The organism is Hafnia alvei, from assembly GCF_900095695.1.
Lineage (GTDB): Bacteria > Pseudomonadota > Gammaproteobacteria > Enterobacterales > Enterobacteriaceae > Hafnia > Hafnia alvei_B.
In genome coordinates this window covers 153,479-172,750 of record NZ_FMIQ01000027.1, presented here as the reverse complement: position 1 = coordinate 172,750, position 19,272 = coordinate 153,479, and the positions used below count along the sequence as shown (strand labels likewise).

The 19,272-nt window shown below is 50.1% G+C and carries 15 protein-coding genes; 10 read left to right on the top strand and 5 right to left on the bottom strand.

The features are described 5' to 3' along the window. The first annotated feature begins 32 nt into the window (after positions 1-32). The 4 genes from BN1044_RS07975 (at position 33) to BN1044_RS07960 (ending at position 3,060) form a co-directional block, all read left to right on the top strand. Complete coding sequence (locus BN1044_RS07975; RefSeq protein ID WP_025801454.1) at positions 33-767, top strand: glutathione peroxidase; 735 nt, start codon at positions 33-35, stop codon at positions 765-767. A gap of 90 nt (positions 768-857) precedes the next feature. Then, positions 858-2,306, top strand: coding sequence for a dihydrolipoyl dehydrogenase (locus BN1044_RS07970; protein ID WP_072308227.1), 1,449 nt, complete (start codon positions 858-860; stop codon positions 2,304-2,306). A 165-nt stretch (positions 2,307-2,471) separates the two neighbouring features. Further along, on the top strand, positions 2,472-2,735 hold the full coding sequence (locus BN1044_RS07965) for a toxin HicA (protein ID WP_072308226.1): 264 nt from the start codon (positions 2,472-2,474) through the stop codon (positions 2,733-2,735). Further along, a complete protein-coding gene (locus BN1044_RS07960) occupies positions 2,722-3,060 on the top strand; it encodes a type II toxin-antitoxin system HicB family antitoxin (RefSeq protein WP_072308225.1) in 339 nt (112 codons plus the stop codon). Before BN1044_RS07965 ends, BN1044_RS07960 begins: the two co-directional genes overlap by 14 nt. A gap of 182 nt (positions 3,061-3,242) precedes the next feature. Here the strand turns inward: BN1044_RS07960 and argH are convergent, their stop codons facing one another. From argH to argC, 4 genes are all read right to left on the bottom strand, one after another. After that, positions 3,243-4,616: an argininosuccinate lyase gene (gene argH / locus BN1044_RS07955; RefSeq protein WP_072308224.1), complete on the bottom strand. Its 1,374-nt coding sequence runs from the start codon at positions 4,614-4,616 to the stop codon at positions 3,243-3,245. 92 nt (positions 4,617-4,708) lie between these two features. Continuing rightward, positions 4,709-5,923, bottom strand: a complete 1,215-nt coding sequence (locus BN1044_RS07950) for an argininosuccinate synthase (protein WP_072308223.1) — start codon at positions 5,921-5,923, stop codon at positions 4,709-4,711. Between the two features lie 74 nt (positions 5,924-5,997). After that, positions 5,998-6,777 carry an acetylglutamate kinase gene (gene argB / locus BN1044_RS07945; protein ID WP_025801458.1) on the bottom strand — a complete coding sequence of 260 codons (780 nt, stop codon included), beginning with the start codon at positions 6,775-6,777 and terminating at the stop codon, positions 5,998-6,000. A gap of 32 nt (positions 6,778-6,809) precedes the next feature. After that, a complete protein-coding gene (argC, locus tag BN1044_RS07940) occupies positions 6,810-7,814 on the bottom strand; it encodes an N-acetyl-gamma-glutamyl-phosphate reductase (RefSeq protein WP_072308239.1) in 1,005 nt (334 codons plus the stop codon). Positions 7,815-7,987: 173 nt separating this feature from the next. On the opposite strand from argC, the gene argE reads away from it, so the two are divergent. The 3 genes from argE (at position 7,988) to BN1044_RS07925 (ending at position 14,111) form a co-directional block, all read left to right on the top strand. Then, complete coding sequence (gene argE, locus BN1044_RS07935; protein ID WP_139130915.1) at positions 7,988-9,136, top strand: acetylornithine deacetylase; 1,149 nt, start codon at positions 7,988-7,990, stop codon at positions 9,134-9,136. Between the two features lie 269 nt (positions 9,137-9,405). After that, positions 9,406-12,042 (top strand): phosphoenolpyruvate carboxylase, encoded by a 2,637-nt coding sequence (gene ppc / locus BN1044_RS07930; protein ID WP_025801461.1) that lies wholly within the window; start codon positions 9,406-9,408, stop codon positions 12,040-12,042. Positions 12,043-12,383: 341 nt separating this feature from the next. Next, entirely contained in the window at positions 12,384-14,111 is a 1,728-nt protein-coding gene (locus tag BN1044_RS07925; RefSeq protein ID WP_072308221.1) for a phosphoethanolamine transferase CptA, read from the top strand. Positions 14,112-14,236: 125 nt separating this feature from the next. Here BN1044_RS07925 and rpmE read toward each other — a convergent pair whose 3' ends face one another. After that, positions 14,237-14,452 (bottom strand): 50S ribosomal protein L31, encoded by a 216-nt coding sequence (gene rpmE, locus BN1044_RS07920; RefSeq protein WP_025801463.1) that lies wholly within the window; start codon positions 14,450-14,452, stop codon positions 14,237-14,239. Between the two features lie 258 nt (positions 14,453-14,710). Here rpmE and priA point away from each other — a divergent pair, with 258 nt between their 5' ends. The 3 genes from priA to ftsN all read left to right on the top strand — a co-directional run bounded on the left by priA (position 14,711) and on the right by ftsN (position 19,262). Further along, complete coding sequence (gene priA, locus BN1044_RS07915; protein WP_072308220.1) at positions 14,711-16,906, top strand: primosomal protein N'; 2,196 nt, start codon at positions 14,711-14,713, stop codon at positions 16,904-16,906. 278 nt (positions 16,907-17,184) lie between these two features. Beyond that, positions 17,185-18,213 (top strand): DNA-binding transcriptional regulator CytR, encoded by a 1,029-nt coding sequence (cytR, locus tag BN1044_RS07910; RefSeq protein WP_072308219.1) that lies wholly within the window; start codon positions 17,185-17,187, stop codon positions 18,211-18,213. Between the two features lie 65 nt (positions 18,214-18,278). Then, the gene (gene ftsN / locus BN1044_RS07905) at positions 18,279-19,262 is read left to right on the top strand and encodes a cell division protein FtsN (RefSeq protein ID WP_072308218.1); all 984 of its coding nucleotides are present in this window, start codon (positions 18,279-18,281) and stop codon (positions 19,260-19,262) included. The last annotated feature ends 10 nt before the right edge of the window (positions 19,263-19,272 follow it).

The following is a 19,272-nucleotide window of genomic DNA, read 5'->3' as shown; positions in this document are numbered from 1 at the left end:
AATTTTTAATTTAATAATTAAAGGGTTAATCCATGTTTACTAGCCAAGAAGGTAAGAAAATTCCACAGGTAACTTTCCACACCCGTCAGGGCGACCAGTGGATTGACGTAACTACCGATGATCTGTTCAAAGACAAAACCGTTATCGTGTTTTCTCTGCCGGGCGCATTCACCCCAACCTGTTCATCAAGCCATCTGCCTCGTTACAACGAGCTGGCTCCAGTGTTCCATGAAAAAGGCGTCGACAGCATTCTGTGCGTTTCCGTTAATGACACCTTCGTGATGAATGCATGGAAAGCCGATCAAAAAGCAGAGCACATCACTTTCGTTCCAGACGGCAACGGTGAATTTACCAAAGGCATGAACATGCTGGTCGAAAAAGCCGATCTCGGCTTTGGCCCACGCTCATGGCGCTATTCCATGCTGGTTCGCAACGGCGTGGTTGAAAAAATGTTTGTTGAACCTAACAAGCCAGGCGACCCGTTTGAAGTATCTGATGCAGATACCATGCTGAAATATTTAGCACCCGATTTCAAAGTGCAGGCTTCCGTTTCCCTGTTTACCAAACCGGGCTGCCCATACTGCGCTAAAGCCAAACAAATGCTGCAAGACCGCGGTATCCAGTACGAAGAAATCGTGCTGGGTAAAGACGCTACCACCGTGAGTCTGCGCGCTGTGACTGGCCGTGCGACTGTTCCACAGGTTTACATCGGTGGACAACATATCGGTGGCAGCGATGACTTAGAAGTTTATCTGCAACAGGCATAATCACCTGCAAGTAGTCGTTATTATAAAAAAGTAAGCCAACATTTTGGCGGGCTCGTCCCGCCTTTTTTTCCGATTTCAGGAGATAGCTTCATGAAAGAACTCAGTGTTGACGTGGCCGTTATCGGCGGCGGTACAGCAGGCTTAGGTGCCTATCGCGCAGCAAAACTCTCTACACCCAGCGTTGTCATGATCGAAGGTGGCCCATTTGGCACAACCTGTGCTCGCGTTGGCTGTATGCCTTCCAAATTACTCATTGCCGCCGCAGAAGCCGTGCATCAAATCGAGCGCGCTCCCGGTTTTGGCATTCACCCTCAGGGTGAAATAAAAATTGATGGCCGCGAAGTCATGGCTCGCGTTAAACACGAACGCGACCGCTTCGTGGGTTTTGTGATGGAAGGCGTCATCAGTATTCCTGACAACGACAAAATTCTCGGCTACGCCCGTTTTATCGATGACAATACCCTACAAGTTGACGATCACACCCGCATCGTGGCAAAACGCATCGTTATCGCCACCGGTTCTCGCCCAACATGGCCGGCTCCGTGGAACGACCTCGGCGATCGCTTGATTATCAATGATGATGTATTCAACTGGGACGATTTGCCTGAATCCGTTGCAGTATTTGGCCCCGGCGTTATCGGTTTAGAGATCGGCCAAGCGCTTCATCGTCTCGGCGTGAAAGTGAAAGTCTTTGGCGTCGGCGGTGCCGTAGGCCCTCTCACGGACAGCGATGTACGCGATTATGCTCGCCGCGCTCTAGGCGAAGAGTTTTATCTCGATCCCGATGTGAAAGTCGAGATCATGCAGCGCGAAGGCGAGCGCGTGTTTATTCGCTATCAGGGTTTAGACGGTAAGCCACAAGAAATCATGGTGGACTACGTGCTGGCAGCCACCGGCCGCCGTCCAAATGTTGATAATCTCGCCATCGAAAACACCTCACTTGAGCTTGATGAACGCGGTGTTCCGGTCGCCGATCGACTGACCATGCAAACCAGCGTGCCGCATATCTTTATCGCTGGCGACGCAAGCAATCAGCTCCCGCTGTTACACGAAGCCAGCGATCAGGCTCGAATTGCCGGTGATAATGCGGGTAGCTTCCCAGACGTTAAGCCGGGATTACGCCGGAGTTCGATTTCAGTGGTGTTCTCTGACCCGCAAATCGCCATGGTCGGTTCAACCTATCGTGAACTTAGCCAAAAATATGGTGCCTGCGGTTGCTTCGAGGTTGGCGAAGTCTCTTTCGAAAACCAAGGGCGTTCTCGCGTCATGCTGCGTAACAAAGGCTTACTGCATGTTTATGGCGAACAAGGAACGGGCAAATTCCTAGGTGCTGAAATGATGGGACCGGAAGTTGAGCACATTGCGCATCTGCTGGCATGGGCGCATCAGCAAGGCATGACCGTCGATCAAATGCTGGATATGCCGTTCTATCACCCAGTAATAGAAGAAGGCTTACGTACTGCATTGCGTGATTTGCAAAGCAAGCTGCGCATCGGCGGTAGCGAGACCGAGCGCTGTATGCGCTGTCCGGGTGAATAACTTCGCAAATTTCGCTGCAAAACCGGGCATTGCCCGGTTTTTTTGTATAGTGCATTCCTAACTTAATCACTTCCGCTTGCCCCATTCCCTAACTCAGACACACTCACTTTCATCAAAATAATGAGATTGATTTAGTATCAATAACGATACTATTATGGAGGCGGTGTGAAGGAGCTTGGCGATCTTGCTGAAGAGTTACGTACACATTTAACCAACCTGTCTTTTAATGAGCTGGTCAAAGTCTGCATTCTGCTGTTTGGCCCACCTCGGCAAAATGGTGGAAGCCACAAAGTCTTTCGCATGCCGTGGCAAGGCGACCCCAGAATAAATATTCAGGCCGGTAAAAATGGCAAAGCCAAGAGTTATCAAATTAGACAAGTAATTGCGGCAATAGAAAAATTGGAGCAGGCCTATCGTGACAACTCATAATCGCTTTACTGAGCACTACACATATCGCATTACGTGGTCTGAAGAAGATAACGAATTTGTCGGATTGTGCAGTGAATTCCCGTCACTGTCATGGTTAGCCGCCAGTCAACTGGAGGCCCTTGAGGGAATTATGGATCTGGTTTCCAGCGCGGTATCAGACATGTTAAGCAACGGTGAAATTCCGCCCGTGGCGCTGGCAGAGAAAAAATATAGCGGCAAGCTGGTATTACGTCTGGCTCCTGAACAACATCGACGCTTGGCCATTCTCGCTAATGAAGAAGGCGTAAGCCTCAATCGATATCTATGCGCTAAGCTTTTAGGATAAAAAAAACCGGGCATTGCCCTAATGCTGGTCACTTAAGCATGATTTTAGGGGAAGTACACCGATGGGGTCGTAGCAGCTTTAGCTGCCGGAGCGCCCCGCGGTGTGCTAGCCCCGTGTATCTCGAGCTCTTAAATGTTCGGCATTAGGACATTGCCCGGTTTTTCATTGGTACAACGGCTGAACTAAAGCAGGCGCTGTTTTGCCTCGGCAATCGCCTGAGCGACCTGATGCGGAGAAACACCACCTTTGGCACTGCGTTTATCCAGACAAGATTGCAGTGACAAAATAGGGTAAACGTCATCGCCGATCACGCTGCTGAATTTTTGCAGTTCGCTGAGGCTCAACGCCTCCAACGCTTTACCTTGCTTAATCGCTCCCACTACCGCTTCACCCACAATATGGTGGGCTTCACGGAACGGAACGCCTTTCGCCACAAGGTAATCAGCTAATTCTGTTGCGTTAGCATATCCTTGTTCCGCAGCTTCTTGGCAACGAGGACGCTTCACCTGAATACCATCCAGCACCAGCGCCGCCATATGCAGACAGTCCATCCACGTATCCAGTGCGTCGAATAGGCCTTCTTTATCTTCCTGCATATCTTTGTTGTAGGCCAAAGGCAGGCCTTTCAACGTCATCATCATGCCGGTCAACGCGCCCTGCACGCGACCACATTTGCCGCGAATCAGTTCTAATGCATCGGGATTTTTCTTCTGTGGCATCAACGATGAACCAGAAGTCACGCGATCGGACAGCTCTACAAAGTTCGCTTCACCGCTGTTGAAAAAGATCAGATCTTCCGCAAAGCGCGACAGATGCACCATACCGATAGACGCATTAGAAAGCAGTTCCAGCACATGGTCGCGGTCAGAAACGCTGTCCAAACTGTTACGCGTTGCGCTAGCAAAACCTAGCCATTCAGCCAACTGTTCACGATCGATTGGATAAGCTGTGCCCGCTAAAGCCCCACACCCAAGCGGGCTCACATCTAAACGTTTCAACGTATCGTGCAAACGGCTTTCGTCACGCGCCAGCATTTCGGCATACGCCAAGCACCAGTGAGCAAAAGTCACCGGCTGTGCACGTTGAAGATGGGTATAACCCGGCATCACCGCGTCCTGATTGGCTTCAGCCGTTACCACCAACGCTTGCTGCAACTGCTGAACGGCCAGTAACAACTCGCCGATCTCATTCTTGCACCACAGTTTCAGATCCGTCGCAACCTGATCGTTACGGCTACGCCCCGTGTGCAGTTTTTTACCTAAGTCGCCGACTTTATTAATCAGCTGCGTCTCAACCCAGCTGTGAATATCTTCTGCATCGCTGGCCAAAATCGCATTAGGATTCGCCTGAACCTCTTCCAGCAATACACCCAACGCGTCTTCCAGCGTCTGCTGTTCTTCCACCGTTAACACATTCACGGTAACCAGCGCCTTCGACCATGCCACCGAGCCGGTAATATCCTGCTCAGCCAATCGGTAATCAAACCGCAGTGAGTCATTAAATTGCTTAAACCGCTGGTCTGCCGCCTGACTGAACCGCCCGCCCCATAGTGCCATGTGATGCTCCGTTGAATTTTAGTGTTCTACTCATTATTACCCCACCCCAACCTCCCCTTCACAGGGGAGGTTGGGGTGGGGAAGGCCTGCTATTATTTCTTCTCGTTCAGCGCACGAATACGTGATGACAACGAGAACAAGCGAATAAAGCCGCCCGCATGGCTGTGATCGTAAACGTCATCTTCGCCGAAGGTGGCAAATTCTTCGTTATACAGGCTGTTGCCAGATTTTTTCTGGATCGCCGTTGCCTGTCCTTTATACAACTTAATCACAACTTCACCATTCACATCTTTGGCGATGGAGTCTGCGGCAGCCTGAATGGACTCACGCAGCGGCGCAAACCAACGGCCATCGTATACAACATAGGACATTTCCTGACCAAGCTGCTCACGCCATTTAAAGCAATCACGATCCAGAACCAACTGCTCTACGCCGCGTAGAGCCGCCATCATAATGGTGCCCCCTGGGGTTTCGTAGCAGCCACGGGATTTGATCCCTACCAAACGGTTTTCCACGATATCAATACGGCCAATACCATGTTTTGCCCCCAACACATTCAGTGCTTCTAAGCAGGCAAACGGGCTCATTTTTTTGCCGTTAACCGCAACCACTTCGCCGTTTTCAACACCCACGGTCACTAGCTCTGACTCATTTGGCGCATCTTCAGGGGAATTCGTCCATACCCAGCAATCTTGGTTAGAGGCATTCCATGGGCTTTCAAGCACGCCGCCCTCGGTGGAAATATGCCAAGCGTTAGCATCGCGGCTATAGATTTTTTCCAACGATGCGGTGGTTGGAATGTCGCGAACTTTCAGATAGTCCAACAGCGCTTCACGCGAACGCAAATCCCACTCACGCCAAGGGGCAACCACTTTCAGCTGTGGAGCCAACGCGGTATAGGTGGTTTCGAAACGAACCTGATCGTTGCCTTTACCGGTCGCGCCGTGGCACAGCGCATCTGCGCCGAGTTTCAGGGCGAGTTCAACCTGCGCTTTGGCAATCAGCGGGCGCGCCATTGAGGTCCCTAACAAATAGGTTCCTTCGTACAGCGCACCGGTTTTCAGCACTGGGTAAACATAATCTTTGATGAATTCTTCACGCAGATCGGCGATATAACAAGCTGAAGCACCAGAGCGCAGCGCTTTTTCTTCCACGCCAACTAAGTCTTCACGCTCTTGGCCGATATCTGCCACGAATGCGATAACTTCACAGTCGCCGTAATTTTCTTTCAGCCAAGGAATGATTGCCGACGTATCCAAGCCGCCAGAGTAAGCCAGAACGATTTTGCTGATGCCTTGCGTTGCCATAGTCTTTTCCTTTATCTCAATAACTTAAAATTTTTAATTAAATTAGGTCGTTATTACCCTAAATTGACGGGTAATTAATTCGCGAGAATTCTGGTGCCTACCGGCACGCCATTAAACAATGCCGGAAGTTTTTCGGCATGGCGCCAGCTTGCAATATCAACCGGCCTTCCCAGAGACCGAGCGGCATCAAGCGCAGCGTTTACTTTTACAATCATTCCATCGGTAATAATACCTTGCACGATCAGCTGCTCTGCTTTGGCAGCCGTCATTTCTTCTATACGTTGCCCTTTGCCATCCAGAATACCGCTAACGTCTGACAGCAAAATCAAATCCGCGCCTAAGGTTGCCGCCAATGCGGTGGCGGCCTGATCGGCATTCACATTCATCAATTCGCCTTCTGCGGTGATCCCAACCGAGCTAATAATCGGTAAGTAGCCCGTTGCTAACAGCGTCGTGACCAGCGCCGGTGAACCCGCTTTCGCTTTGCCCACATGGCCGAGTTCTTCTGACAGTTGGCTCACTTCAACCATATCGCCATCGCCCAATGACAAACCCACCGCAGCAATTTTGTGTTTCTTGGCGCAGGCCAACAGCGTTTTGTTTGCTGTGCCAGCGAGCGCACCGGTAATAATGCCAATCTGGTCGGCTGGCGTTACACGCAGTCCGTTTTTCTTCACCACCGGTAAATTCAGCTGTTTCATGAGGTCATCCACCAAACAGCCGCCGCCATGAACAATCACCAGTGGTCGCTGATGGCTTTGGCGGTAAGCAACTAAAGCCTGAAACAAACGTTGCATCGCCTCTTCACTATCTAGCAGTACGCCACCTAACTTGATGATTAATGGATTGTTCATAGCAGTCTCTTTTTAAAGTTAACGTTTTGTCGTTACAGCAATGATTGGGTTTCATTAAATCCAAAGCGAATGTTCATACATTGCACCGCTTGAGCCGCAGCGCCTTTCAGTAAATTATCTTCGGCAGACACAATAATCAGATGCTCACCCTGAAGCGCAAAACCGATATCGCAGAACGGCGTTCCCGCCACGTTTTTAATCGCCGGAACACCTTTGTCATAGACGCGAACCAATGGCTTTTCTGCATAGGCCTGCTGGTAAGCAGCGCCGATCTGCTCAGCCGTTACACCTGCGGTTAACTTGCAGGTAATAGTGGCCAAAATTCCGCGCGGGAAATTGCCTAAGTGCGGGGTGAAAATCACCGGAGTTCCCAAATGGGTCGCTATTTCAGGCTGATGGCGATGAGTAAAAATGCCATAAGGCTGCAAACTCACTTCGCAAAAACTGGTCGTCATACTGGCTTTACGCCCTGCACCACTCACACCGCTAACGGCGTTGATAACCGGCCATTGGTTTAAATCGAGCAGACCCGCATCAATCAGCGGCTTTAATGCCAGCTGTGACGCCGTGGGATAGCAGCCGGGAACGGCCACCAGTTGCGCCTGTTTAATATCTTCGGCACGCCACTCCGCCAATCCATAAACTGCTTTATCGAGCCAGTCGGCATGCTGATGCGTAAATCCATAATAATTTTGGTAAAAATCAGCCTGATTCACCCGGTATGCGCCGGAAAGATCAAACACCACGCAGCCCATCTGTAAAAACTGAGGCGCTAGGTCATGGCTTACTTCATGCGCCGTAGCAAGAAAAACTACATCAACATCTTTTGCCATTACCGCCACATCGCTCATCGGCAACAACGGTAAATCAACAATGCCTTTCAGTTGAGGATGCAAATCAGAAAGCAACTTTCCCGCATCTGCACTTTGCGCTGAAACCGTTAAACCGGTTATGTTCATATGAGGATGGCGCTGCAGATAAGCGGCGAGTTCCGCGCCGGTATAACCGCTGGCTCCTACAATTAACCCGTTTAACATAGACATGTATCGATTCCACCTTCTTAGTTTTTATGAAAGATTGTTGATCGGAAAAATTACATTTGGCGCTGCTCATCATAACTTTTACGGTTTCATTCGGCGAGCGCTTATTGTATTTTTATTCATAAATAATGCATGAATATTGATACTATCCTAACGAAAGGCTGTCAACAGTGAATATGAAATTACCGCCATTTATTGAGCTGTACCGTGCCCTGATCGCCACTCCATCCATTAGTGCAACGGACAGCGCGCTCGATCAAAGCAATGAAACATTAATCAACTTGCTTGCAGGATGGTTTAGCGATCTTGGCTTTCGGGTTGAAGTGCAGGCCGTGCCACATACACGTAACAAATTTAATCTCCTCGCCAGCTATGGTGAGGGAAATGGCGGGCTAATGCTGGCAGGCCATACGGATACCGTGCCGTTTGATGATGGGCGCTGGACGCGCGATCCTTTCACGCTCACCGAACACGACAATAAGCTTTACGGACTCGGCACCGCAGATATGAAAGGCTTCTTCGCTTTTATTCTGGATACGCTGCGCGATGTAGATTTGAGCCAGCTCAGCAAGCCACTTTATATTTTGGCTACCGCCGATGAAGAAGCCACTATGGCTGGCGCGCGTTATTTCGCCGCAACAACCCATCTGCGCCCTGACTGCGCCATCATTGGTGAACCAACCTCACTCAAACCCGTGCGCGCGCACAAAGGACACTTATCAGAAGCAATCCGCATCACGGGACAATCCGGTCACTCTAGCGATCCTTCTCGCGGCGTAAACGCAATTGAACTGATGCATGATTCCATCGGCCATCTGCTGACGCTGCGCAACACGCTAAAAGATCGCTTCCACCACGATGCTTTTACCATTCCATACCCAACCATGAACCTTGGGCATATTCACGGCGGCGATGCCCCTAACCGAATCTGTGCCTGCTGCGAATTGCATATGGATATCCGTCCGTTACCGGGCATGACGCTTAACGATATCGACGAGTTACTCAATCAAGCACTGGCACCGGTCAGTGAAAAATGGCCGGGACGTTTGACCATTGAACATATGCATGTGCCGATCCCTGGATATGAATGCCCTGTCCATGCCCCGTTGGTGCAGGTCATCGAGGGATTATTAGGCGAGCGTGCGGAAGTGGTGAACTATTGCACCGAGGCGCCATTTATTCAGGAAGTTTGTCCTACACTGGTCCTAGGGCCCGGCTCAATCAATCAGGCCCACCAGCCAGATGAATACTTAGCAACGTCGTTCATCCAGCCCACTCGTGATTTGATCGGCCAAGTGGTTAAGCATTTTTGTCGATAATTGATGAATTGCGGATCTGCGCTTTCATGAATTATTCACAGTGAAAACGGCGGTGATATCACCCTATTGCCGCCGTTTGCAACGTAACTGTTATTAGAAACACTAATTCCCGTCACCGTGTAATTAAATTTCAGTTAAATCACCAAATTCATGTCGTTTAGCAATAAATTGTGACAATTGACGTAGACAATGGAACGTGGCTTTATAAAAGAGGCGGTCTACGCCTTTCGGGTGAAAGAAATTTACATATTGGAGGGGTCAGGGGTCTTATGAACGAACAATATTCGGCAATGCGAAGTAACGTCAGTATGCTAGGGAAGCTGCTCGGCGACACCATCAAAGAAGCGCTGGGCGAGAATATTCTGGACCGCGTCGAGACTATCCGTAAATTATCAAAATCCTCACGTGCGGGTAACGATGCAAGCCGTCAGGAACTTTTAACGACGCTACAGAACTTGTCGAATGATGAGCTATTGCCGGTTGCCCGCGCCTTTAGCCAATTCCTGAGTCTGACAAATACCGCCGAACAATATCACAGCATTTCCCCTCATGGCGAAGCGGCAAGTAACCCTGAAGTGATGGCTCAACTTTTCACCCGTTTGAAAAATAACAACCTCAGCGATGAGCAGATCAAAAAAGCCGTAGACGATCTCTCCATTGAGCTAGTTCTCACCGCTCATCCGACTGAAATCACCCGCCGTACCCTGATTCATAAACTGGTTGAGGTTAACAACTGCCTTAGCCAGCTCGATCACAGCGATTTGGCCGACTACGAACGCAATCAAATCATGCGTCGTCTGCGCCAGTTAGTCGCTCAGTCATGGCATACCGATGAAATTCGTAAGAACCGCCCATCCCCAATTGATGAAGCTAAATGGGGCTATGCAGTGGTGGAAAATAGCCTATGGGAAGGAGTTCCTGCATTCTTACGCGAGTTTAACGAACAGCTAGAAAACTCGTTGGGTTACCAGCTACCGGTTGAAGCTGTACCCGTGCGTTTCACCGCATGGATGGGCGGCGACCGTGACGGCAACCCGAACGTGACCGCAGACATCACACGCCACGCCTTATTGTTAAGTCGTTGGAAAGCCACCGATCTGTTCCTGCGTGATATCGCCGTGCTGGTTTCTGAACTGTCGATGACAGAATGCACGCCAGAACTGCGTGCTTTGGCCGGTGGAGACGACGTTCAAGAGCCATACCGTGAGCTGATGAAAAAACTGCGCACGCAGCTAACTGAAACTCAGGTTTATCTAGCCGCGAAAATCAAAGGCGAACGCGCGACGCGCCCAGACAATCTGCTGGTGAAAAACGAGCAGCTTTGGGAACCGTTGTACGCTTGCTACCAATCACTCAAAGCCTGCGGCATGGGTATTATCGCCAATGGCCAGTTGCTGGACACGTTGCGCCGCGTTCACTGCTTCGGCGTGCCGCTAGTGCGCATGGATGTTCGTCAAGAAAGCACTCGTCACTCTGAAGCCTTAGCTGAGCTCACCCGTTATTTAGGCCTCGGCGACTATGAAAGCTGGTCAGAGGCTGACAAACAGGCCTTCTTGGTGCGCGAGCTCAACTCCAAACGCCCACTGGTTCCACGCCAATGGGAGCCAAGCGCTGAAACTAAAGAAGTCTTTGATACCTGCCGAGTGATAGCAGAAGCACCTCAGGGTTCCATCGCCGCCTATGTCATTTCGATGGCGCGCACCCCTTCCGACGTTCTCGCTGTTCATCTGCTATTGAAAGAAGCGGGCTGCCCTTACGCATTGCCTGTTGCTCCGCTGTTTGAAACTCTGGATGACCTAAATAATGCCGAAGATGTGATGACTCAGCTATTGAGCATCGATTGGTATCGCGGCTTTATTCAGGGTAAGCAGATGGTGATGATCGGCTACTCTGACTCAGCAAAAGATGCGGGCGTGATGGCGGCATCATGGGCGCAATACCGCGCTCAAGAAGCGTTAGTTAACGTATGTGAAAAAGCGGGCGTGGCATTAACCCTGTTCCACGGGCGCGGCGGTTCAATCGGTCGCGGTGGTGCACCGGCTCATGCAGCTCTGCTTTCACAACCACCGGGCAGCTTGAAAGGCGGCCTGCGTGTCACCGAGCAAGGCGAAATGATCCGCTTCAAACTCGGTTTACCACAGGTCACTATCAGCAGCCTATCGCTGTACACCAACGCTATTCTAGAAGCTAACCTGTTGCCACCACCGGCACCAAAACAGGAATGGCGCGATTTGATGGATGAGTTGTCAGACGTCTCCTGTGATATGTATCGTGGCTACGTCCGTGAAAATAAGGACTTCGTACCTTACTTCCGTTCTGCAACGCCTGAACTTGAACTCGGCAAACTGCCTTTAGGTTCTCGTCCTGCCAAACGCAAACCAAACGGCGGCGTTGAGAGCCTGCGCGCCATTCCATGGATCTTCGCGTGGACGCAAAACCGTTTAATGTTGCCAGCGTGGCTGGGTGCGGGTGCCGCGCTACAAGCCGCCGTTGACGAAGGAAAACAGTCAACGCTGGAAACCATGTGCCGCGATTGGCCTTTCTTCTCAACCCGCATTGGGATGCTAGAAATGGTGTTTGCGAAATCAGATTTATGGCTGGCTGAATACTACGATCAGCGCTTGGTTGACGAAAAACTGTGGCCGCTAGGCAAACAGCTACGCGATCAACTCTCGAAAGATATCAAAGTGGTACTCACCATCGCCAATGACGATCACTTGATGGAAGACCTACCGTGGATCGCAGAGTCCATTGCGCTACGGAATGTGTATACCGATCCGTTAAACGTCTTGCAGGCTGAATTGTTACACCGTTCACGCTCGCTGCCGGAGCCGGATGCCAACGTTGAACAAGCGCTGATGGTCACCATCGCAGGCGTTGCAGCCGGTATGCGCAATACAGGCTAATCTCCCCCTGACAATAGACGCGCTATCTCTTTAGGTAGCGCGTTTTTCTTCTAGCGCCCCCTCAGATCATTCAAGTCCTCGCCAAACAACTGTACGTAATACTTTCCTTCAATGAAAAATCACAATACATAACGAACTTTTATTAAAAATTAGCATCTATTGTTACGAAAAAATAATATTGCTAGTATCGTCCGGTTTTATTGCAGCGCTTACTCGTTGTTCGTTAATTCTGAGACACATGTTTATTGCGGTTTACTTAATCCGTTAATAAAAACTAAGGTTCCTTTAAGGTTAGATGATTAACATCCCCGCGGTGATATTCTCTGATAGGCTGAAATAATATGATTTCATCTTCAAACGCCGATAAGGCATTCAGCTGGAAAGCGTTATTCTGGCTTCTGTTGTTCTTTTGGTTTTTCTCTACAGTTCTTCAGGCTGTAATCCTCGTAACTGGATACAGTGGCTCCAACGGCATTCGAGATTCTCTGCTGTACAGCTCCCTTTGGCTAATTCCTGTATTTTTATTCCCAAATAAAACCCGCATTATTGCTGCGGTTATTGGCATTATTTTATGGGCAGCCTCTCTGTGCTCCTTGGGCTATTACATCATCTACGGACAAGAGTTTTCCCAAAGCGTCCTGTTTGTGATGTTTGAATCGAATACCAGCGAAGCCGGAGAGTACTTCAGTCAATATTTCAGCCTTCATCTTGCGCTCCTATTGCTGGCTTATACCGTTGTCTGCGCGTTCTTATGGACTCGCGTACGCCCGGTGTATATCCCATCATTCTGGCGTTATGTTATTCCAGCCGCGATCTTCTATGGCCTGATCGTTAATCCGCTGGCCTATAACATGGTGATCAAGAAACGTTCGTTTGTAGATTCTTTACCGAGTCTGACGTCACGTATGGAGCCTGCGGCTCCATGGCAAATGATCACCGGCTATTTCGAATATCGTAACCAGCTTGCGAGTCTGCAGGCGCTGATGAAAGAAAACAGCGCATTGCCTCCGCTCGCAAACCTCACAGATACCAGCGGCAGTGCGCCACGTACGTTGGTTCTGGTGATTGGTGAATCAACTCAGCGCGGCCATATGAGCCTGTACGGCTATCCGCGTGAAACCACGCCACAGCTGGATGAAATTCATAAAACTGACAAGAATCTAACCGTGTTCAACGACGTGGTAACTTCTCGTCCTTATACCATCGAGATTTTGCAGCAGGCTCTGACGTTCGCTAACGAGAAGAATCCAGATCTGTATCTAACCCAACCTTCATTGATGAACATGATGAAGCAGGCTGGCTACAAAACCTTCTGGATCACTAACCAGCAAACCATGACCAAGCGCAATACCATGCTAACCCTGTTCTCTCAGCAGACAGATAAGCAGTTTTACCTGAACCAGCAGCGTACGCAGAGTGCCCGCCAATACGACGGCGACGTGCTGAAGCCATTTAAAGAAGTGATGGCCGATCCTGCGCCGAAGAAATTTATCGTGGTACATCTGCTGGGTACGCACATTAACTACAAATTCCGCTATCCAGAAGGATTTGATAAGTTTAATAACGCTGAAGGCGTACCACCAGGTTTAAGCCAAGATCAGATTGACTCTTATAACGAGTATGACAACGCTAACCTGTACAACGACTTCGTGGTTTCTAGCCTGATCAAAGATTACTCGGCAACGAAACCTAACGGTTTCCTGCTGTATTTCTCTGACCACGGTGAGGAAGTGTATGACACTCCACCACACAATATTCAGGGACGCAACGAAGCGGCGCCAACACGCCATATGTACAGCATCCCGTTCATTCTGTGGACATCACCAAGCTGGCAGCAAGCGCATCCGCGTGACTTTGCTTCCATGACCGATCGTAAATACAGCAGCTCTGAGCTGATTCATACATGGTCTGACATGGCCGGTTTGAAATACGACCTGTTTAATCCTGAGAGAAGCTTGGTCAATCCGAGCTTCGTGGAAACAACACGTTGGATCGGCAACCCGTATGTGAAAAAAGGTCTGCACGATTACGATAAATTGCCGTATGGCGATCAGGTAGGTAATCAGTAGTAGGTCATCAGTAAAAGTGAAAAAGCCTCTTCTCGAAGAGGCTTTTTTTATTATTGCGCCTCTTTCACTGAATTTCAGGCAACAAAAAAGGCACCCTTAGGTGCCTTTTTCTTGAGCAAAAAGAATTACTTCTTAGTGCCTGGTACGCTGAAACGCTTGTTGAAGCGGTCAACACGACCACCGGTAGCAACATCACGCTGCTTGCCAGTATAGAACGGGTGGCAGTTACCACATACGTCCAGGTTCAGGTCGTGACCTGCGGTAGAATGAGTTTTAATCACGTTGCCGCAAGAGCAAGTTGCAGTGATTGCAACGTAGTTCGGGTGGATACCTTGTTTCATGGGATAACCTCAGTTAAGGCCGCGTCGCTATCCAGCCCTATTCCGCCAGACACCACGCGTGGTTGATAAATTTGGTTTGATAAAAAAGACTATCAAAGGCGGCGAATTATACAGAGATAAAACATCCACCGCAATCGAATTGCAAGTGGCTTTATTCATCTTCTATTACGACACGTAAAAGCAGCGATATCAATTAAACTGATCCACTCCCCCCACCCTGCATGTAAACTACGCATACATTTAGAAGCAGGATAAAACATGTCGGTCGCTCACGTAGCTTTACCCGTTCCATTGCCACGCACCTTCGATTACCTTCTGCCCGCAGGGGTGAAACCTGCCGTGGGTGTGCGGGTCAGTGTGCCTTTTGGACAGCGTAAAATGATCGGCATTATCACCGGGGTTAGCGAGCACAGCGAACTGCCGCTCGAAAATTTAAAGTCGATTCACCATATCATTGACGATGAATCGCTATTTTCCTCACGCATGTGGCACATGCTGCGCTGGGCGGCAGACTATTATCATTACCCGATCGGCGAGGTTTTATTTCATGCGCTACCGGTGATGCTACGTCAGGGGAAACCCGCCCAGCATGGACAGCTCTGGCAGTGGGTGATCACGGAACAGGGTAAAGCAACCTTGCCTGAATCGCTCAAACGCGCCCCCAAACAGCAACAGGCACTCGCCATGTTGTTGCAGCGCCCTCTGTACCGCCATCAGGTGGTTGAATGCGACCTAACCGATGCCGCGTTGCAAAGCATCAAAGCCAAAGGGCTAGCCGAATTACGCGCTGAGTCGCCAGAGCTTCAAGACTGGCGCAAAAACTACGCGGTAAACGGTGAACGCCTAAAGCTCAACACCGAGCAAGCCACCGCCGTGGGCGCGATTCGTAGTGAAGACAACCAGTTCAGCGCATGGCTGCTGGCGGGCGTCACGGGTTCTGGTAAAACCGAAGTTTACTTAAGCGTCATCGAAAATATTCTGGCACAGGGCCGCCAAGCGCTGGTTTTAGTACCTGAAATAGGACTCACCCCGCAAACCATTGCCCGTTTCAGAGAACGTTTCAACGCACCGGTCGACGTTCTTCACTCTGGTTTAAACGACAGCGAACGCCTCGCCGCTTGGCTGCGCGCGCGCAACGGCGAAAGCGCCATCGTTATCGGGACGCGCTCAGCGCTATTTACGCCCTTTGCTCGCTTAGGCGTGATCATTATTGATGAAGAACACGATGGTTCTTATAAGCAGCAGGAAGGCTGGCGCTACCACGCACGTGATTTAGCCGTATTCCGTGCACATCAGGAAGATATTCCCATCGTACTTGGTTCGGCTACACCCGCTTTAGAGACGTTGCATAACGTTGAGTTAGGGAAATACCGCCGCTTACGCCTCACGCAGCGAGCGGGAAACGCAAAGCCTGCTACCCAGCACTTGCTCGATTTAAAAGGCCTGCCGCTAAAAGCAGGTCTTGCACAACCCTTGCTACAACGAATGAAACAGCACGTTGATGCAGGCAATCAGGTGATTTTATTTTTAAACCGCCGAGGTTTTGCTCCAGCGCTGCTGTGCCACGAATGTGGCTGGATTGCCGAATGTCAGCGATGCGATCATTACTACACGCTGCATCAGCAGCAACACCATTTGCGCTGCCACCATTGCGACAGCCAAAAGCCAATCCCACGCCAGTGCCCGCAGTGTGGCACCACCAATTTGGTGCCTGTTGGGCTAGGAACAGAGCAATTAGAAACCGAGCTCACGGCGCTTTTCCCTGATACGCCGATTACCCGCATTGACCGCGATACCACCAGCCGCAAAGGCGCATTAGAGCAACAATTAGCTGAAGTACACCGCGGCGGTGCTCGTATTTTGATCGGTACCCAAATGCTGGCGAAAGGCCATCACTTTCCTAACGTCACGCTGGTTGCTTTGCTTGACGTAGACGGTGCACTGTTTTCCGCTGATTTTCACTCCGCAGAACGCTTTGCTCAGCTCTATACGCAGGTATCAGGGCGCGCAGGCCGTGCAGGGAAACAGGGCGAAGTGATATTACAAACCCATCACCCAGAGCATCCTTTACTACTTACCTTGCTTAATCAAGGCTATGACGCGTTTGCCGAACAGGCCTTAAAAGAGCGCAAAAGCGTATTTCTTCCCCCATACACCAGCCACATCATGGTACGCGCCGACGATCACGATAACCAAAATGCACCTCAGTTTTTGCAGCAATTAAGAAATTTATTAGAAGCTAGCCCGCTGCGTGATGAATCATTTTGGATACTGGGGCCAGTTCCCGCTCTGCAACCCAAACGCGGAGGGAGATTCCGCTGGCAGTTGCTGCTTCAGCATCCGTCTCGTGCTCGTTTACAGAAAATTGTTAAAAGCACACTGCCACTAATTGGCACATTGCCAACGGTGAAAAAAGTAAAATGGACAGTGGACGTTGACCCTACCGATAACTGATCTGTCTTGATGAGAAAGACCATCAGACAGAGAGATAAAAATGATGATTTGCGATCCCGATCTAAAAAATCTATCTAGGTCACATTTCTCATGCAAATTAGGTAACAACAGCAGGGTGCATTCTGTTTAAAATGTGATCCATATGGTAATTCATGAACTGGTATGAGCATTCCAGGCAATAAATTTGGGATGACGCAAGGAAGCTGGTTTTCATTCAGTAAAACAGGACGAGCAACACTCGCCGCGTCGGCGTTTCGCCAGACGCAAGGAGAACAGCGTTGGAAGAGAAGCAAAGCATGTCTGCTGCCACCATGAAAGATGTGGCTGAACACGCCGGTGTCTCAACGGCCACCGTTTCACGAACATTGATGAACCCCGAGAAAGTCTCTGCATCCACCCGACAAAAAGTTGAACAGGCTGTATTAGCCGTTGGTTACTCTCCGCATGCGCTGGCCCGTAGTTCAAAACGAAATGAATCGCGCACGATTCTGGTGATTGTGCCTGATATCTGCGATCCTTTTTTTGCCGAAGTGATTCAGGGCGTGGAACGCACCGCCGCCGAGCATGGATATTTAGTCTTGCTAGGCGACTGCGCTCAGCAACAGCAGCAGGAAAAAACCTTCGTCAACCTCATCATCACCAAACAAATCGACGGCATGCTGCTGCTCGGCTCGAACGTTCCTTTTGATGCCAGCAAAGAAGAACAGAAAAATTTGCCACCGATGGTGATGGCCAACGAGTTCGCTCCAGAACTTGAACTTCCTACTGTCCATATCGACAACCTCACCGCTGCCTTTGAGGCGGTGCTATATCTACATGAGCTTGGTCATCATCGTATTGCCTGTATTGCTGGCCCTGAAAGTATGCCACTGAGTAAATATCGCCTGCGTGGCTATATTCAGGCATTACGCCGTTGTGGTATTGCGGAAGAGAAAAGTTTTGTTGAGCGCGGCGACTTTACCTATGAGGCTGGCGCACAGGCCATGCATGCTCTGATGTCGCTGCCACAGCCACCAACGGCTATTTTCTGCCATAGTGATGTGATGGCAATTGGCGCGCTTTCTCAAGCCAAGCGCATGGGATTACGCGTACCCGATGACGTTTCTCTAGTCGGTTTTGACGATATAAAGCAGGCACAGTACTGCGATCCTCCGCTGACCACCGTTTCTCAACCACGCTACCAAATTGGCCGAGAAGCGATGTTATTACTGTTAGAACAGCTTCACAGTCGCTCCGTGGTTAGCGGTTCAAGACTGTTAGACAGCGAATTTATCGTCAGAGGAAGTACATCTGCGCCGAAACGCTAGTTAAATTGGGATGAGTTCAGTAACATGGCGCTCTTAATTCAAAATCACGATGTAGCGAAAAGACAGTGGCACAAAGAGACTATGTGAGCCGGGGCCGCTCATCAGGAGCGAAGCGCAAAACCAATACCCGGAAAAAGAAAAAATCATCTCGGGGTATATCTAAAACCATGGTGGTTATCGCCTTGGGGGTTTTAGTGACTTTCGCTGCCGGCCTTTATTTCCTGACTCACCATAAGCCAGACAGTGATGAACTGTTACCGACGCAGGCAAAACATGCGGGTAATGGACTTCCTCCTAAACCGGAAGAGCGCTGGCGTTACATCAAAGAACTTGAGAATCGTCAGGTTGGCGTTGCTACGCCTACAGATCCCACCAGTAGCGCAGCCACTGCACCTACGCAGCAGCCACAGCTAACCGCAGAACAGCGCCAGCTTCTTGACCAAATGCAGTCTGATATGCGTCAACAGCCAACTCAGTTGTCTGAAGTGCCGTATAACGATCAAACGCAGATCGCACGTCGTGCGCCACAAAATAGCCGGATGCCGGATCAAACCTATATCCAGCAACAACAGCCGGTCACTAATTCACAGCCGCGCAATCCGTTCTCTCAGCAAAATACGGCCGCTTCTCAGCCTCGCCAAACCACCGCTGAACCGACACGTCCTGTGCGTACAGCACCGCCAGTGCAAACGACTCAGCCACCGGTTCAACAGCCGCATAAAGAAAAACCGGCTCCGGTAACCAGCGTGGCAGAACAACCTGCGCCAGCAAAAGAGACCAAAACAGAAAAAGCGCCAGAGAAAGCACCTGAAAAAGAAAACACGCAGAAATGGATGGTGCAATGTGGCTCATTCCGCAGCACCGATCAGGCCGAATCAGTCAGAGCCCAGCTTGCCTTCGGCGGCGTTGAAAGCCGTATTACCGCTGGCGGTGGCTGGAATCGCGTTCTGTTAGGCCCATACACCAGCCGCGCTTCAGCAGACAAAATGCTGCAACGATTGAAGGGTGATGGAATGTCTGGCTGTATTGCCCTCTCCGTCGGGGGTTGAAAAGCAAAAT